General features: G+C 61.5%; 15 protein-coding genes. 6 read left to right on the top strand and 9 right to left on the bottom strand.

Features of this window, described 5'->3' with window-relative positions; genetic code table 11:
- Nucleotides 1–75: 75 nt before the first annotated feature.
- The 3 genes from QZH45_RS07620 to QZH45_RS07610 all read left to right on the top strand — a co-directional run bounded on the left by QZH45_RS07620 (nucleotide 76) and on the right by QZH45_RS07610 (nucleotide 3130).
- Nucleotides 76–675 carry a short chain dehydrogenase gene (locus QZH45_RS07620; RefSeq protein WP_024776359.1) on the top strand — a complete coding sequence of 200 codons (600 nt, stop codon included), beginning with the start codon at nucleotides 76–78 and terminating at the stop codon, nucleotides 673–675.
- A 79-nt stretch (nucleotides 676–754) separates the two neighbouring features.
- Complete coding sequence (locus QZH45_RS07615) at nucleotides 755–1429, top strand: COG3650 family protein (RefSeq protein ID WP_024776358.1); 675 nt, start codon at nucleotides 755–757, stop codon at nucleotides 1427–1429.
- Between the two features lie 87 nt (nucleotides 1430–1516).
- Nucleotides 1517–3130 carry an NAD(P)/FAD-dependent oxidoreductase gene (locus tag QZH45_RS07610; protein WP_024776357.1) on the top strand — a complete coding sequence of 538 codons (1614 nt, stop codon included), beginning with the start codon at nucleotides 1517–1519 and terminating at the stop codon, nucleotides 3128–3130.
- Between the two features lie 172 nt (nucleotides 3131–3302).
- Here the strand turns inward: QZH45_RS07610 and QZH45_RS07605 are convergent, their stop codons facing one another.
- Entirely contained in the window at nucleotides 3303–4397 is a 1095-nt protein-coding gene (locus QZH45_RS07605) for a PLP-dependent cysteine synthase family protein (RefSeq protein ID WP_024776356.1), read from the bottom strand.
- Between the two features lie 259 nt (nucleotides 4398–4656).
- Here QZH45_RS07605 and nhaA point away from each other — a divergent pair, with 259 nt between their 5' ends.
- Complete coding sequence (gene nhaA / locus QZH45_RS07600) at nucleotides 4657–5844, top strand: Na+/H+ antiporter NhaA (RefSeq protein WP_024776355.1); 1188 nt, start codon at nucleotides 4657–4659, stop codon at nucleotides 5842–5844.
- Nucleotides 5845–6144: 300 nt separating this feature from the next.
- Here the strand turns inward: nhaA and QZH45_RS07595 are convergent, their stop codons facing one another.
- Complete coding sequence (locus tag QZH45_RS07595) at nucleotides 6145–6609, bottom strand: glycine zipper 2TM domain-containing protein (RefSeq protein WP_024776354.1); 465 nt, start codon at nucleotides 6607–6609, stop codon at nucleotides 6145–6147.
- Nucleotides 6610–6780: 171 nt separating this feature from the next.
- Here QZH45_RS07595 and QZH45_RS07590 point away from each other — a divergent pair, with 171 nt between their 5' ends.
- Nucleotides 6781–7065 (top strand): hypothetical protein, encoded by a 285-nt coding sequence (locus QZH45_RS07590; RefSeq protein WP_024776353.1) that lies wholly within the window; start codon nucleotides 6781–6783, stop codon nucleotides 7063–7065.
- Here QZH45_RS07590 and pdxH read toward each other — a convergent pair.
- The 4 genes from pdxH to dinG all read right to left on the bottom strand — a co-directional run bounded on the left by pdxH (nucleotide 7013) and on the right by dinG (nucleotide 12475).
- Complete coding sequence (gene pdxH / locus QZH45_RS07585) at nucleotides 7013–7660, bottom strand: pyridoxamine 5'-phosphate oxidase (RefSeq protein ID WP_024776352.1); 648 nt, start codon at nucleotides 7658–7660, stop codon at nucleotides 7013–7015. The two genes, QZH45_RS07590 and pdxH, sit on opposite strands and share 53 nt — an antisense overlap.
- Before the next feature lie 24 nt (nucleotides 7661–7684).
- Nucleotides 7685–8797, bottom strand: a complete 1113-nt coding sequence (locus tag QZH45_RS07580) for an OmpA family protein (protein WP_024776351.1) — start codon at nucleotides 8795–8797, stop codon at nucleotides 7685–7687.
- Nucleotides 8798–8914: 117 nt separating this feature from the next.
- The gene (locus QZH45_RS07575) at nucleotides 8915–10060 is read right to left on the bottom strand and encodes an EstA family serine hydrolase (protein WP_024776350.1); all 1146 of its coding nucleotides are present in this window, start codon (nucleotides 10058–10060) and stop codon (nucleotides 8915–8917) included.
- 270 nt (nucleotides 10061–10330) lie between these two features.
- Entirely contained in the window at nucleotides 10331–12475 is a 2145-nt protein-coding gene (gene dinG, locus QZH45_RS07570; protein WP_024776349.1) for an ATP-dependent DNA helicase DinG, read from the bottom strand.
- A 99-nt stretch (nucleotides 12476–12574) separates the two neighbouring features.
- Between dinG and QZH45_RS07565 the strand changes: the two genes are divergently transcribed.
- Complete coding sequence (locus tag QZH45_RS07565; RefSeq protein ID WP_024776348.1) at nucleotides 12575–13039, top strand: CopD family protein; 465 nt, start codon at nucleotides 12575–12577, stop codon at nucleotides 13037–13039.
- 123 nt (nucleotides 13040–13162) lie between these two features.
- On the opposite strand, the gene QZH45_RS07560 is transcribed toward QZH45_RS07565, so the two are convergent.
- The 3 genes from QZH45_RS07560 to QZH45_RS07550 form a co-directional block, all read right to left on the bottom strand.
- Nucleotides 13163–13921 (bottom strand): hypothetical protein, encoded by a 759-nt coding sequence (locus tag QZH45_RS07560; RefSeq protein ID WP_024776347.1) that lies wholly within the window; start codon nucleotides 13919–13921, stop codon nucleotides 13163–13165.
- Nucleotides 13914–14186 carry a DUF1145 domain-containing protein gene (locus QZH45_RS07555; protein ID WP_024776346.1) on the bottom strand — a complete coding sequence of 91 codons (273 nt, stop codon included), beginning with the start codon at nucleotides 14184–14186 and terminating at the stop codon, nucleotides 13914–13916. The genes QZH45_RS07560 and QZH45_RS07555 overlap by 8 nt, the downstream gene beginning before the upstream one ends.
- A gap of 167 nt (nucleotides 14187–14353) precedes the next feature.
- Complete coding sequence (locus QZH45_RS07550; RefSeq protein WP_024776345.1) at nucleotides 14354–15049, bottom strand: OmpA family protein; 696 nt, start codon at nucleotides 15047–15049, stop codon at nucleotides 14354–14356.
- Nucleotides 15050–15199: the final 150 nt, after the last annotated feature.

Genomic DNA, 15199 nt, shown 5'->3' with positions numbered 1-15199 from the left:
TGCCTATTAGCACGCTTATCAATGAAAAAAACCACTCTAGACTGCAGTCTCGTTTAACCCACTGAGGAACAGTCCATGAAAATCCTGTTGATCGGCGCCAACGGCACCATTGGTTCGGCCATTGCCAGCGAACTGGCACCACGCCACGACATCATTCGAATCGGCCGCAACAGCGGTGAACTGCACGTCGACATCAGCGACAGCGCCTCGATCCGCGCCCTGTTCGAAAAAACCGGGCGTTTCGATGCGCTGATCTGCGCCGCCGGCAGCGTCACGTTCGCACCGTTGGGCGATATGACCGAAGAAAGTTTCGCCCTCGGCTTGAAGGACAAACTGATGGGCCAAGTCAACCTGCTGCTGATCGGTCGGGAGTTCGCCAACGACGGCGCATCCTTCACCTTCACTACCGGTGTGCTGAGCCACGACCCGATCAAGAGCGGTGCTTCGGCGGCGCTGGTCAACGGGGCCCTGGACAGTTTCGTGCGGGCGGCAGCCATCGAATTGCCACGGGGCCTGCGAGTCAACTCGGTGAGCCCGAACGTGCTGCTGGAGTCCATGGACAAATACGCCCCTTACTTCCGCGGCTACAAACCGGTGCCGGCCGCCGATGTGGCACTGGCCTACGCAAAAAGTGTCGAAGGCCTACAAACCGGCCAGACCTTTCACGTAGGTTGAATAGCACTTTGCCTACGCTCCCGCTTGTGATGCGGGAGCAGTCTGAGTAACGTGGCGGCACCTGTCTGGAGACCCGATGATGCGTGCCGCCCGTTCCCTGTTGTGTGTTGCCCTCCTTCCCCTGTTCGCTGGCTGTCAACTGCTCGACGCCCCGCGCCAGAGCGCGTCCCACGCCGGCCAGACACGCATGCAAGGCGAACTCACGGCGGCCGACGGGAAGCTGGTGTTCCAGCCGTGCCAGGAACAACGTCGCTACATCGTCAACGACAGCGGCGGTACCAGCGTGCTGCAACAGGCCGCCGCCCTGGCCGATGAGCGCGGCAAGCTGTTCGCCGACGTGCGCGGCCATATCGTCTCCAGCGCCACGGCGGGGGCCGACAGCCAACTGGACCTGGAGCAGTTGTATCGCCTGGAACGCTCGGGCACGGCCTGCGATGATGGCGACTTCAAACGGCTGGTCCTGCACGCCGCCGGCCACGGCCCGGAGTGGAGCCTCAAGGCCAGTGGCAAGGGCCTTGTGCTGGAACGTGACGACCAGCCTGCGCTGGCGGTACCTTACCTTGAAGAGCAACTGGGGGACGGTCGTTTCGACCTGAGCACCGAAGCGAATGGCCAGAAAGTCGAGCTGTGGGTCGCGCCCCAGCGCTGCGTCGACAGTGTCAGCGGCAGTATCCAGCACATGAGTGCCGAGCTGCGGGTCAATGGCGCGGTCCAGCGTGGCTGCGCCTACTTTGGTGGTGCGCGTAACGACTGATTCACTGTGACAGGGGATTGCAGCTTATAATCGCCGGTTTGAAGAACGCCCTGGCGCAGTTGTGCGCCCCGCGAACCGGATCCCGTCATGTTACGAATCACCGAACTCAAGCTGCCGATCGACCATCCCGAAGAAGACCTGCGCCCTGCCATCCTGCAGCGCCTGGGCATCGCCAGCGATGACCTGCTCGACTTCACCTTGTTCAAGCGCAGCTACGACGCGCGGAAAAAATCTTCCGAACTGTGCTTCATCTACACCCTCGACCTGACGGTACGCGATGAAGCCGGCCTGCTGCGCAAGTTCGCCGACGACCGTAACGTCAACGAAGCGCCGGATGTCAGCTACAAGATGGTCGGCCAGGCACCGGCAGGCCTGGACGAGCGGCCGATAGTGGTCGGTTTCGGCCCGTGCGGCATCTTCGCCGCCCTGTTGTTGGCGCAGATGGGCTTCAAGCCGATCGTCCTCGAACGCGGCCCGGAAGTGCGCCAGCGCACCAAGGACACCTGGGGTTTGTGGCGCAAAAGTGTGCTCAACCCCGAATCCAACGTGCAATTCGGCGAAGGCGGCGCGGGGACGTTTTCCGATGGCAAGCTCTACAGCCAGATCAAGGACCCGAAGTTCCTCGGTCGCAAGGTACTGCACGAGTTCGTCAACGCCGGGGCGCCGGAAGAAATCCTCTATGTCAGCAAACCGCACATCGGGACGTTTCGCCTGACAGGCGTGGTGGAAACCATGCGCGAACAGATTCGTGCACTCGGCGGTGAAGTGCGCTTCCAGCAGCGGGTCACGGACGTGTTGATCGAGAACGGCCAACTGGTCGGTGTCGAACTGGCCGGCGGTGAACGCATTCATTCCAGGCATGTGATCCTGGCCCTGGGCCACAGTGCCCGGGACACCTTCCGCATGCTCCACAGCCGGGGGGTGTACATGGAAGCCAAGCCATTCTCGGTGGGTTTCCGTATCGAACACCCGCAATCGCTGATCGACAGCGCGCGCCTGGGCAAATACGCCGGTCACCCGAAACTCGGCGCCGCCGACTACAAACTGGTGCACCACGCCAAGAATGGTCGTTCGGTGTACAGCTTCTGCATGTGTCCAGGCGGCACCGTGGTGGCGGCGACGTCCGAGCCGAACCGCGTCGTGACCAACGGCATGAGCCAGTATTCGCGTAACGAACGCAACGCCAACTCCGGCATCGTCGTAGGGATCACCCCGGAAGTCGATTATCCGGGCGGTCCACTGGCGGGGATCGAGCTACAGGAACGCCTGGAATCCCACGCTTTCGTACTCGGCGGCAGCAATTACGAAGCTCCGGCTCAACTGGTGGGCGATTTCATCGCCGGCAAACCGTCCACGGCTTTGGGCAGCGTCGAACCTTCCTACAAGCCCGGGGTTTCGCTGGGTGACCTGGCCCTTGCGCTGCCAGACTTCGCCATCGAAGCCATCCGCGAAGCCCTGCCGGCCTTCGAGAAACAGATTCGCGGCTATTCGCTGCACGACGCCGTGTTGACCGGGATCGAAACCCGCACCTCATCGCCGCTGCGCATCACCCGCAACGAATCGCTGCAGAGCTTGAATGTGAAGGGCTTGTACCCGGCAGGTGAAGGCGCCGGCTATGCCGGCGGGATTCTGTCGGCGGGCGTGGACGGGATCCGCATTGCCGAAGCGGTGGCGCGGGATATCCTCGGCCTCGAAGCCTGATCCCCTTTCACGAGCGCTCCGCCATCCCCTGTGGGAACGAGCATTTGTGGGAGCAAGGCTTGCCCGCGATGCATACGCCTCGGTTTATCTTGCTACCGAGGCGTATGCATCGCGGGCAAGCCTTACTCCCACAGGGCTCGCTCACACAGGGATTTCCAGTGTCCGGAAGGTCTCAGATATTGGCCCGCAGCACCGTCTCCGGCAACGCCTCGCCGCGCTCCGCGCTCGCCGCCACGGCGTCCATCAGCCCATCCAATTCATACCCCTGGGCCTTGAGCCACGCCGGGTCGTAATACGTCGTGGCATAACGCTCGCCGCCGTCGCACAGGATCGCCACGATCGACCCCGACTCACCAGCCTCCACCATCCGCTTCGCGGCGATCAGCGCACCGATCAGGTTGGTGCCGCTGGACCCGCCGACCCGTCGTCCCAATCGCTGGGCCAGGTAATGCATCGCCGCCAGTGACAAGGCGTCCGGTACCTTGACCATCGCATCAATGACTTTGGGCAGGAACGACGCCTCGACCCGTGGCCGGCCGATACCTTCGATCCGCGAGCCGCACTCCAGGCGCAGGCTGGCATCGCCGCTGCGGTAGTAGTCGAAGAACACCGAACGCTCTGCGTCGGCACACAATACGCGGGTACCGTGTTGCCGATAGCGTACATAACGGCCCAGGGTCGCGGTGGTCCCCCCGGTACCTGGGCTGGAAATCAGCCAGCTCGGCTCCGGGTGCTGCTCGAAGCGCATCTGCTGGAAGATCGACTCGGCAATGTTGTTATTGGCCCGCCAGTCCGTGGCGCGTTCGGCGTAGGTGAACTGGTCGATGAAGTGCCCGTCATGCTCACGGGCAAGACGCTCGGACTCGGCATAGATCTGCGTAGGATCGTCCACCAGATGGCTCTGGCCACCATAGAAAGCGATCTGTGCGATTTTTTCCCGGGACGTCGTTGCCGGCATGACCGCAATGAACGGCAGGTCCAGCAACCTGGCGAAATAGGCCTCGGAAATGGCCGTCGAGCCACTGGAAGCCTCGATCACCGGGGCGCCGGGCTTGAGCCAGCCATTACACAGTGCATAGAGAAACAGCGAACGCGCCAGTCGGTGCTTGAGACTGCCGGTGGGATGACTGGACTCATCCTTGAAGTACAACTCGATGCCCGGAAAACCCGGCAGTGGCAGCGGAATCAGATGCGTATCGGCGCTGCGCTGGAAATCAGCCTCAATGATGCGAATCGCTTCGCGTGCCCACTGACGGTGGTCGTTCATATGTTTTCTCGCAGGAATAGGTCCAACGCAGGGAAAGTCTGGCGGTCTGGACCGGATATGGGAAAAACCAGTCACAAGCTTAGGAAAAAACCGACATCGCGCACAGGTACAGCTAAGGTCCAATATGCCCGGCAACTGCCCGACCGCCTCGACGGCTTTGTAACGTCATATAACAAAAAAGAATATAACTTTTGTTTTAACAACTAACAGCACAGGTTAGGGTGTATCCACTTTTTTGATTGACGAATGGAGAGCGATCTTGCCTCTACGTAATTCCCTGACGCGTTTTTTCCAGCTGGAGGCTGCCAGTGGCCTGCTACTGATTGCCGCCGCAGTGCTGGCCCTGGTCATCAACAACTCACCTCTTTCCTGGTTGTACGGCGGCCTGCTGGATACTCCCGTGGTGGTCCAGGTCGGCGCGTTGAAAATCGCCAAGCCCTTGCTGCTGTGGATCAACGATGGCCTGATGGCAATGTTCTTCCTGCTTATCGGCCTGGAAGTCAAACGTGAAGTGCTCGATGGACAATTGTCGAAGCCTTCGCAAATCGTCCTGCCGGGGGCAGCGGCGATTGGCGGCATGGTGGTGCCCGCGCTGATCTACTGGTTCCTCAATCGTGACAATCCAGCGGCCCTTTCGGGCTGGGCAATCCCGACGGCCACCGACATCGCCTTCGCCCTCGGGGTGCTGGCCTTGCTGGGCAAACGAGTGCCGGTTTCACTCAAGCTGTTCCTGATGACCCTGGCGATCATCGACGACCTGGGCGCCATTATCATCATCGCCATTTTCTACTCCGGCTCCCTGTCGACCTTGTCCCTGATGCTGGCGGCGGCATGCATTGCCATATTGGTGGCGATGAACCGGATGGGCGTGGTCAGGCTAGGCCCCTACATGATCGTTGGCCTGATTCTCTGGGTCTGCGTGCTCAAGAGCGGGGTTCATGCCACCCTGGCCGGCGTCACGTTGGCGTTCTGCATTCCGTTGCGCACGAAGAACGCCGAAACCTCGCCGCTGTTGACCCTGGAGCATGCCCTGCATCCATGGGTGGCCTACGGCATCCTGCCTCTGTTCGCTTTCGCCAATGCTGGCCTGTCCTTGAGCGGTGTCACCATCGAGAGCTTCACCCACCACGTGCCGATGGGCATCGCGGTCGGCCTGTTGCTGGGCAAGACCGTCGGCGTGTTCGGCCTGACCTGGCTAGCCGTGAAAATCGGCATCGCCAACCTGCCCCTCGGCGCCAATTGGGGTCAGATACTGGGGGTGGCGATCCTGTGCGGGATCGGTTTCACCATGAGCCTGTTCGTCGGTTCCCTGGCCTTCGAGCCCGGCGTCAGCGAGTATGCCGGCATGGACCGGATGGGCATCCTCACGGGGTCGATCCTCGCGGCACTGCTGGGCTACGCAGTGGCCGCGGCGGCCAGCCGCAAGCCTTCCGCACTGTCCTCCTGATACGCCCGCGCAAGAAGGGATCGCTGTATAGCGATCCCTTCTTCTCGAAGCAAACGCTATCCCTCTGTGGGAGCGAGCCTGCTCACGATAGCGTCGGCACATCCAGCATCTATTCAAACTGTCCCACCGCTATCGCGAGCAGGCTCGCTCCCACAGGGGAACACGTACACTCAAACTTCCGGTCCGCTGTAAGACCGCCTTGCTTTGGCTTTGCACAAAAAAACGGCGCCCTTCCCAATGGAAGAAGCGCCGTTTTTCTTGAGCAAACATAAAAACCAGAGAAACGCTTACCCAATCAGCTTAGTGCGATACGCGACTCGTCCCACCCACAGTGGAAATACGAACCCGCTCACCCACGCGGAAGACTTCGTTTTCCTGAACCTGTTGCACGTATGCGCGCATGCTGCCGTCGTCTTCGCGAACGGTGATTTCCACACCCTGGGTACGGGTCAGGCCTTCTTCGGTCGCGGAGCCGATCAGGCCGCCAGCCACGGCACCGATAACGGCTGCGACGATACTGCCACGGCCGCCACCGATGGCGCTGCCGCCTACACCACCCACCACCGCACCGGCGGCACCGCCGATCGGGGTCTTGGTGCCTTCGATCTTGACCGGACGCAGGGATTCGATAGTCCCCATGCGAATGGTCTGCACGCGACGCGCTTCGTCACGGGAGTAAGAGTCACCGGTCAGGCTCGACTGACAGCCAGTGAGCAACATCGCCATCGTGGAAAAGGAAGCAACCAGCAAAACAGACTTACGCATAGGATCAAACTCCAAAAGACAGGGAACTATTAAACTCCGCAGCTTGACGCCTGTCACGGCCCGGCCGGGATAAAATTGTTTTCATTCAGGCGGGATACAGGCGCACCCGAAAAATTAACCCAACAGTAGCGTCAATTTCCGAAACCTGCGTCATCAGCCCAAGGATTTTGCATGGATTATTTCATCATCGTCGCGACCACCGTTGCCGGCCTGTATTTTCACTGGTGGTTATACGTGCGGATCAAACACTGGGTGGACCGCGATCTGGCGCTGTCATTGGCGGGGCAGGATGAGCAGAAGAAAACCTACATGCTGCAACAGCTGGCCCGCTCCCGAGAACAAGGGATCAAGCGTCGGGACCTGCCGCAATGGCTTCAAGCCGCTGCGACAGGCTATGCCGATGCTAAGGCGCCAGACGCTCGCGAGTCCAGTCCGCCCCTTGCAGACGGTAATTGAGGCGATCATGCAGGCGACTCGGGCGGCCCTGCCAGAATTCGATGCGCACGGGCAGTAAACGATACCCCCCCCAATGCTCCGGACAGTGGGGCTGGCTATCACTGAAGCGTTGTTCGGTGGCCTTGAGCAAGTTTTCCAGCTCACCACGACCGTCAATCACTCGGCTCTGGGGTGAAGCCCAGGCGCCGAGGCGACTGCCCAGGGGCCGAACCTGGTAATAGGCGTCCGACTCCTGTGCCGAGACCTTGACCACCTTGCCCTCGATGCGCACCTGACGCTCCAGGGTCGGCCAGAAAAATGTCATGGCCGCGAACGGATTCGCGGCCAGTTGCTGGCCCTTGTCGCTGTCGTAGTTGGTGAAGAATGTAAAGCCTTGGCTATCCAGGCCCTTGAGCAACAGGATCCGGCAGTGAGGACGGCCATCGGCGTCCACCGTGGCCAGAGTCATGGCATTGGCCTCCACCGGGGCCTGTTCGGTTTTCACCGCTTCGGCGAACCATTGATGGAACAGCGCAAATGGCTCGGTCGGAGCTTGTGCCTCGGTCAGGCCATCGCGGGTGTAGTCGCGGCGCATATCAGCCAGCGTTTGGGTCATGGCGCACTCCTTGTGGTTCGCCTATCACTGCTTGGGGGTATCGGCTGCCGCGACTTTCTTGGCATCGGTGGCGGCCTTGGCCGGCTCAGGCTTCTTCGCCGGGGTGGCCTTCTTGGCCGGTGCTTTCTTCGCTGGAGCCTTGGCGACTGCTTTCTTGGCCGGCGTTTTTTTAGTGGCCGGGACTGCGGCTTTACGGGTCGCAGGCGCCGGGACAGCGGGTTTCACATCCTGGGCAGCCACCAGCGTGAGCGGTGCCGGGGCCGGCATGTTGTATTTGCCGAGCAGCGCGACCAAGGTGTTCTGTGGCGTCACCAGCAATTCCACGCGACGGTTCAAGGCGCGACCTTCAACGCTGTCGTTGGCTGCACGCGGCTCTACCGAACCCATGCCCCGCAGCATCAGGCGATCACGTTGCAGACCACTGAGACGGAAAATAGCCGCCACGGACTGGGCACGCTCCTGGCTGAGCTTCAGGTTCGCCGGCGCAGCGCCCGAGGTGTCGGCGTGGCCAAGAATCAGTACGGCGGACTTCGGGTCGGCTTCCAGGACCTTCGCCACGCGAGTGAACGGGCCAAGGGTCACCGGCAGCAGCATGGCCGGGCGATCCGGGTTGAAAGACCCGTCCACCGGGGCCGTGACCACCAGGACGTTGTCGCGACGTTCCAGCTGGAGCTTGCTGCCCTCGATGGCAGTGCGCAGCTTTGGTTCATAGTCATCGAGCCAGGCCTGGGTGACTTTCGGATCGGGCAACGGCGCCGCCTTGACGGCTTGCTGATCCTTGCCGCCGAACGGCCACCACCATTTCCCACCACTCTGCGTTTCGGCCTGGGCCACAGGCGCCGGTACCTTCGTTTCAGGCTTGGTTTCAACCTTGACCGGGGCTTTTTCTGCAGCTTCGCTGGCGACATCATCGGAGGAGAACGGCCACCACCAGTGGCTGGCGCTCTCGGCCTTGGCCTGTGGCGCGACGGACGTCGGTTTCAAGGGAGCCACTGGCGCCACTTCTTTGACCGCTGCCTGGTCGGAAGAGTCGAACGGCCACCAGCCGCTGCCGCCCTTGGCATCATTTTGTGGGGTTTGCGCGCAACCGGTAATAGCGAAGCATAGCGCCAGGGCGATGGATTTATTCGATAACATTGGATATCCACAAAATGATGTAAATGAAAAATACAGGACCCTGTCCTGGACACATAAACAGACGCTTTGAAACCAAAAAGGACACCAGGTTCCGGCGCGCCCCCTTTCAAGAACGTTTTACAGACAAGTGGCAAGTACCCTTGCCAGATTCTGCGCGCGCGGATCCATCAATACGTAAGGTCCAAGCGTGTTCGTCACGAAGCCGAACGCCACGTCATGTTCCGGATCGGCAAACCCTATGGAACCGCCTGCCCCCGGATGGCCGAATGCCCTCGGGCCCAAGCCGTAGGTGGCGTTCGGTACATCCGGCTGGTCCAGCATGCAACCCAGGCCGAAACGGGTCTGGGTCAGCAACGTCTTGTCTTCGCCAAAGCTGTGCTGGCGGGTCAGTTCATCGAGCATTTCACCTTCCAGCAGGCTGCCATCCAGCAGAGCGGCGTAGAACCCGGCAATGCTGCGGGCATTGCCGTGACCGTTTGCGGCCGGTTGCTGCATGCGTCGCCACTCGGGCTTGTTGGTGCTGGTCAGGACAGACGGCGGATTGGTGAAGGCCCGGGTGGTCATGGCGGTGGGTTCGCGCATTGTCACCTGAAGCAGGCGTTGCGCCGCTGCATCGCCGACGTTGCCTTTGCCGCGGGCGATATGAGCCACGCGGTGGAACTCCTGGTCCGCAAGGCCGACGTGGAAATCCAGGCCCAGCGGTTTGGCCACCCGTGCCACGATGGACTCTCCCGGTCCTCGACCGTCAGCCCTGCGCAACAGTTCGCCGACCAGCCAGCCGTAGGTGATCGCGGCATAACCATGGCCATCCCCCGGCGTCCACCAAGGCGTTTCGGCAGCCAGGGCGTTGACCATCGTGCCCCAGTCATACAGGGCTTCGGGCGCCAGCAATTCACGCAACGCCGGTAATCCGGCCTGATGGCAGAGTAATTGGCGCAGGGTAATGGATTGCTTGCCTGCCGCAGCAAATTCGGGCCAGTACCGGGCGACCGGGGCGTCCAGTTGCAACTTGCCTTCGGCAACCAGCTGCAGGGCAGTGACGGCGGTGAAGGTCTTGGTGCAGGAAAACAGATTGGCGATGGTATCGCTGTGCCAGGCTTCATGACCGTCCTTGTCAGCCGTACCGGCCCACAGATCGATCACCGTCCGGCCGCCGACCTGGATGCACAGCGCCGCGCCGCGCTCCTGGGGATCATCGAACAGTGCTGCGAACGCTTCGCGTACCGCCTCGAACTGAAGCTCATAATGGCCTTGAATCTGCACCCGCAACTCCTTTGAAACAAAGACTTTCTCAAGTGTCCGCATTGTTTCAGCCATTGGTGGTTTTGGAAACTACCAATGGGACAGCTGGCTGGTTGACGCTGCCTGATTTATCCCTGCTGAATTACGTTCGTAGGAGCTGTCGAGCGCAGCGAGGCTGCGATCTTTCCCCTGACACTTGAGTCCCAAGCGAAAGATCAAAAGATCGCAGGCTCCGCCAGCTCCTACAGAGCCTGGCATGAATCCCCTCGCCATGGGACCGTGCCGTCGATATCAGGAAATCTCCCGCCGAAACGGCGGCAACGCATTGAGGATCGCCTTGCCGTAGCGTTGGGTCACCAGTCTACGGTCAAGTAAGGTGATGGTGCCGCGGTCTTCTTCGGTACGCAGCAAACGACCGCAGGCCTGGACCAGCTTCAGCGAGGCATCCGGCACGGAGATCTCCATGAACGGGTTACCGCCCCGGGCTTCGATCCACTCGGCCAATGCCGCTTCCACCGGGTCATCCGGGACCGAGAACGGGATCTTGGCGATCACCACGTGCTCGCAATACGCACCGGGCAGGTCAACCCCTTCGGCAAAGCTCGCCAGGCCGAACAGCACGCTGGAATCTCCGCCATCGACCCGCGCCTTGTGCTTGTTCAGGGTCTCCTGCTTCGACAGGTTGCCCTGAATGAACACTTGCTTGCGCCAGTCACGGTCGAGACCGTCGAATACGTCCTGCATTTGCTTGCGCGAGGAAAACAGCACCAGGGTGCCCCGCGAACCCTCTACCAGTTCCGGCAGGTCACGGATGATCGCGGAGGTGTGCGCGGCGGCATCCCGTGGATCGGCCTTCAGGTCCGGTACCCGCAACACACCGGCGTCGGCGTGATGGAACGGGCTCGGGACCACGGCGGTCACGGCGGCTTTCGGTAGGCCGGCACGCATGCGGAAGCGATCGAACGTGCCCAGGGCGGTCAGCGTTGCGGACGTCACCAGGGCCCCATAGGCCACGTTCCACAGATTGCGACGCAACATGTCCGCCGCCAGGATCGGGCTGGCGTTGACCTCGATATCGAACAGTGAACCGCTTTCGGCCAGGGTCAGCCAGCGCGCCATCGGCGGGTTGTCCTCCGGGTCTTCAGTAGTGAAGGCCGTCCACAGCTCCCAGTTACCCTGGGAGCGGGACAACAGGCTGCCGAACAGCGGGTACCATTCCTCGGCCTGGTTGCTGGCGATGCCGATATTGACCTCGCCGTCCATCCCTTCCTTGAGCAGGTCGGTCAGACGGGTGAACAGATCAGTCAGGCGGGCAAAACCCTTCTTCAACTCGATGCCCATTTCACGCATGTGCTCGGGGATGACGCCCCCGACAAAACGATGGCGTGGCCGCTCGCGGCCCTCGACGTCTTCACCCGGCTTGAAGTCGGCCACCTGCTCACAGGCGGTGAACATGAACTGCTGGTTGGTCTTGATCTCGCGGGCCAGCTCCGGCACTTGCTCGATGAACTTGCCCAGGTCACCAGGCAGCGGATGCTGGGCCAGCAGCTTGGTGAGGTTCTTGGCGGTGGTTTCCAGCCAGTCGGCGGTAGAACGCAACCGGGTGTAATGGGCAAAGTGCCCGATGGCCTTGTCCGGCAGGTGGTGGCCTTCGTCGAATACGTAGATCGTATCGCGCGGGTCCGGCAGCACCGCGCCACCGCCCAAGGCTAGGTCGGCCAACACCATGTCGTGGTTGGTGACGATGACGTCGACCTTACCCATGCCTTCGCGGGCCTTGTAGAACGCACACTGGCCGAAGTTCGGGCAATGGCGGTTGGTGCACTGGCTGTGGTCGGTGGTCAGGCGAGCCCAATCGGCATCTTCCAGGGTGGTGGGCCAGCTGTCGCGGTCGCCGTCCCACTTATTGCCGGCCAGTTTTTCGATCATGCTGGTAAACAGCTTCTGACTGGCTTCATCGACTTCGATCTTGAAGCCTTCTTCCTCGAACAACTGGGCCGTGGCGGTCTGCGCCTGGCCTTCCTGCAGCAGCATGTCGAGCTTGGACAGGCACATGTAGCGCCCCCGCCCCTTGGCCAGTGCAAAGCTGAAATTCAATCCGCTGTTGCGCATCAGGTCCGGCAGGTCCTTGAAAACGATCTGCTCCTGCAGCGCGATGGTGGCCGTGGCGATGACCAGGCGCTTGCCGGCGGCCTTGGCCGTGGGAATCGCCGCCAGGCTGTAGGCAACGGTCTTGCCGGTACCGGTACCGGCCTCCACCGCCACGACGGCGGGATCACCACCGCGTCGGCCCTCGTCGTCGGTGGCGATGTCACCCAGGACTTTCGCCACCTCGGCGATCATCAGGCGCTGGCCGTAACGGGGCTTGAGGCTCTTGGCTTCGAGAAAACGCGAATAGGCGCCCTGGATCGTGGTTTTGAGTTCGGTGCTGATCATGAATGGTCGGGCGCTGGAAACGCTGGATAAATTTTCAGTGGTTCGGTTCGGCGGCTATCATACCCCGCTAATGAATCCTGCGCAGAACGGAGTAACTCAATGACACCCTTTGCCTTCATCTACACCCTGCATTTGCTGGCGGCCCTGGTCTGGGTTGGCGGCATGTTTTTCGCCTGGATGATCCTGCGCCCCGCCGCAATGACGGCGCTTGAGGGCCCTGCCCGGCTGAAACTGTGGGTAGAAGTGTTTCAACGTTTTTTCATCTGGGTCTGGGTGGCGGTGGTGCTTTTGCCGATCAGCGGCGTAGGACTGATTCATGTGCGCTTCGCCGGTTTCGAAACGGCACCACGTTACGTACAGGTGATGATGGGGCTGTATGTGGTGATGGCAGCCCTGTTCATCCGTATCCAGAGCTTGCAATTGCCGGCATTGCGCAACGCCGTGACGGCGCAGGACTGGCCGACGGCTGCGTCGGTGCTGGGAAAAATCCGCAAGCTGGTGGGGGTCAACTTGCTGATCGGATTGCTGGTGGTGGCGATTGGCGCGGCCCGGCCGATGTTCTGAAGACTGCGTACAGCCCCTGTGGGAGCGAGCCTGCTTGCGATTGTGTCCGGTCAGTTAGCCCTGATGTGACTGATGGATTGCTATCGCGAGCAGGCTCGCTCCCACAGGGTTTATTTCCTGGACTTAGAATCGTTGCACGGTCACTGTGCCCGCCGCTCCGGCAGGTCCAGGCTGGCCAGCGGCTCCGGGGCGGCCACTTTTACCGCCGTCGGCGGTGTAGACGAAACATCCCTTGGCCTTGCCGCCGGCGCCAGGCTTGCCGCCGGGCCCCGCCGCGCCACCGACGCCGCCATCGACCACAACCTTGATCCGCTCGGCGGGGTAATCACGAGGCAGTTCGAGGCGCACCAGTGCACCGGCCGCGCCTGGCTGGCCATCGCTGCCATTGCTGCCGTCGGCACCGCGCCCGGCAGCCCCCCAGGTACAACCCGGAGCCTGCCCGTTGGCACCGTCGAGGCCCACGTAGCCTGGCGCACCCGTACCGCCACGGGCATCCACCGACAGCGCCGGGGCATTCAACGCATTGAAACGCAGGTTGAGATCGCGTCCCGGCCGCGCAGCCTTCGTATAGGTGCCCGGCGCGCCGCGGGAAGTGATCTGGCTGCCATCAGCCAGTTCCGCCTGGGTAACGCTCATCGCCAGCGGCTGTTGCGCAGGCACGATAGCGATCCGCGCCTCGCGCCCCAGGTGCAATTGACCAATGGACAATTGAGTGACGTTCGACGGCACCAGCAACGTGCCGTAATCGGCGACGTCCAGCCGCTCCAGGGTCAAGGTAGTGGCTGTATTGGGCAGGCGCATCAACGAGTGGGTTTCCACCTGGAGCACTTGAGCACTCGCCCATGGGCACACGAATGCAGCGAGCAGACACAATTTACGCATGAGAGGCCTCTGCGGCAGTCGGGAGGGTTTGCAGATGAAAGATGCCGAACAGCAGCACTCTGAGGCGTTCACGACCGGGAGAGGGCAAGCCGCGAAAACGGGCCCTGAACAGCAGCAGCTCAAGCAGATGGACCGCCAACAGCAACGCCCCGGCCAGGTTGACCAGCACATGCAGCGGATGGACGAACGGCACGACCAGATTGACCAGCACCACCAGCCAGAACAACAGGGTCAACAAGCGCCCCAGCCCCCACAACACCTTCATACGCCCCCCAGTGAACATTATTCTTTGCACGCACAGTAACGGCTTGCGCGCTGGTTAAGCCAGAGGGCGGAGCAAATTTAATCCATGTGACAAAGCCTGCAGATATTGGCTGGAAAGCTTGTCGTGGCGAGGGAGCCCCCACCACAACAAGCTCCCCGCCACAGGGGTCAGCGGTTTATCTTGATTTCAGTGCGACGGTTCATGGCGCGTCCATCGGCGGTTTTGTTGTCGGCCACCGGCTGACTCTCACCGGCACCAGCCACCGAGACGAAACTGGCACGAGGCACGCCGCTTTCAACCAGGTACTGCACCACTGAATTGGCCCGTTTTTCCGACAGTCGCTGGTTGTAGGCATTGCTGCCAACACTGTCGGTATGACCGGTCACCCGAAGCTGGGCCGTGGACGATTCCTGTTTCAGACGGGTCGCGACACCACTCAGTACCTCTTTGTCGGCCGGCGTCAACGTGGACTTGTTGAATTCGAAATGCACATCGCGAACCACGATGGTTTCCTCTTTGACGACAACCGGCTCCTCTGCCATTGGCGCCGGGGCCGGCGGCGGGCAGCCATCTGCGTCGACTTGCACACCCTTCGGTGTGCCCGGGCACTTGTCGCGGCTGTCCGGCACACCATCGCCGTCTTCGTCACCGTCTCCGTGCACCCAGCAATAGGCGGCCGCCATGGTGCCGAGAAACAGCGCGCCGCCGCCGGCCCAGGAGGTGCTTTCAGTGGCGCCCAATCCCGCGCCGACCACGCCACCGGCGGCCGCACAGGTCGGCCAGTCGGTTTTTTGCAAACCTGCGCAACCAGTCAACACACCGGTTAGCAGAACCAGGGGTAACGCTGTCCGAACTATGCTCATTGGGTTTCTCCTTGAGGGATCGGCTTTGCACCGATTCAGGGGAGTAAAGACCCGAGTGAGGATCTGCGCCAGCACCGCGCTATCGCGGATTTTGCCCAGTGTTTGCGACTGTTCGGCACGTTTTAGTGCAAACCGCTCTAGGCCACGTTG

This window comes from Pseudomonas corrugata, from assembly GCF_050920615.1.
GTDB classification, from domain to species: Bacteria; Pseudomonadota; Gammaproteobacteria; order Pseudomonadales; family Pseudomonadaceae; genus Aquipseudomonas; species Aquipseudomonas corrugata.
The sequence above is the reverse complement of the archived record's forward strand: the minus strand, read 5'-3'. Positions and strand labels throughout refer to the sequence as shown.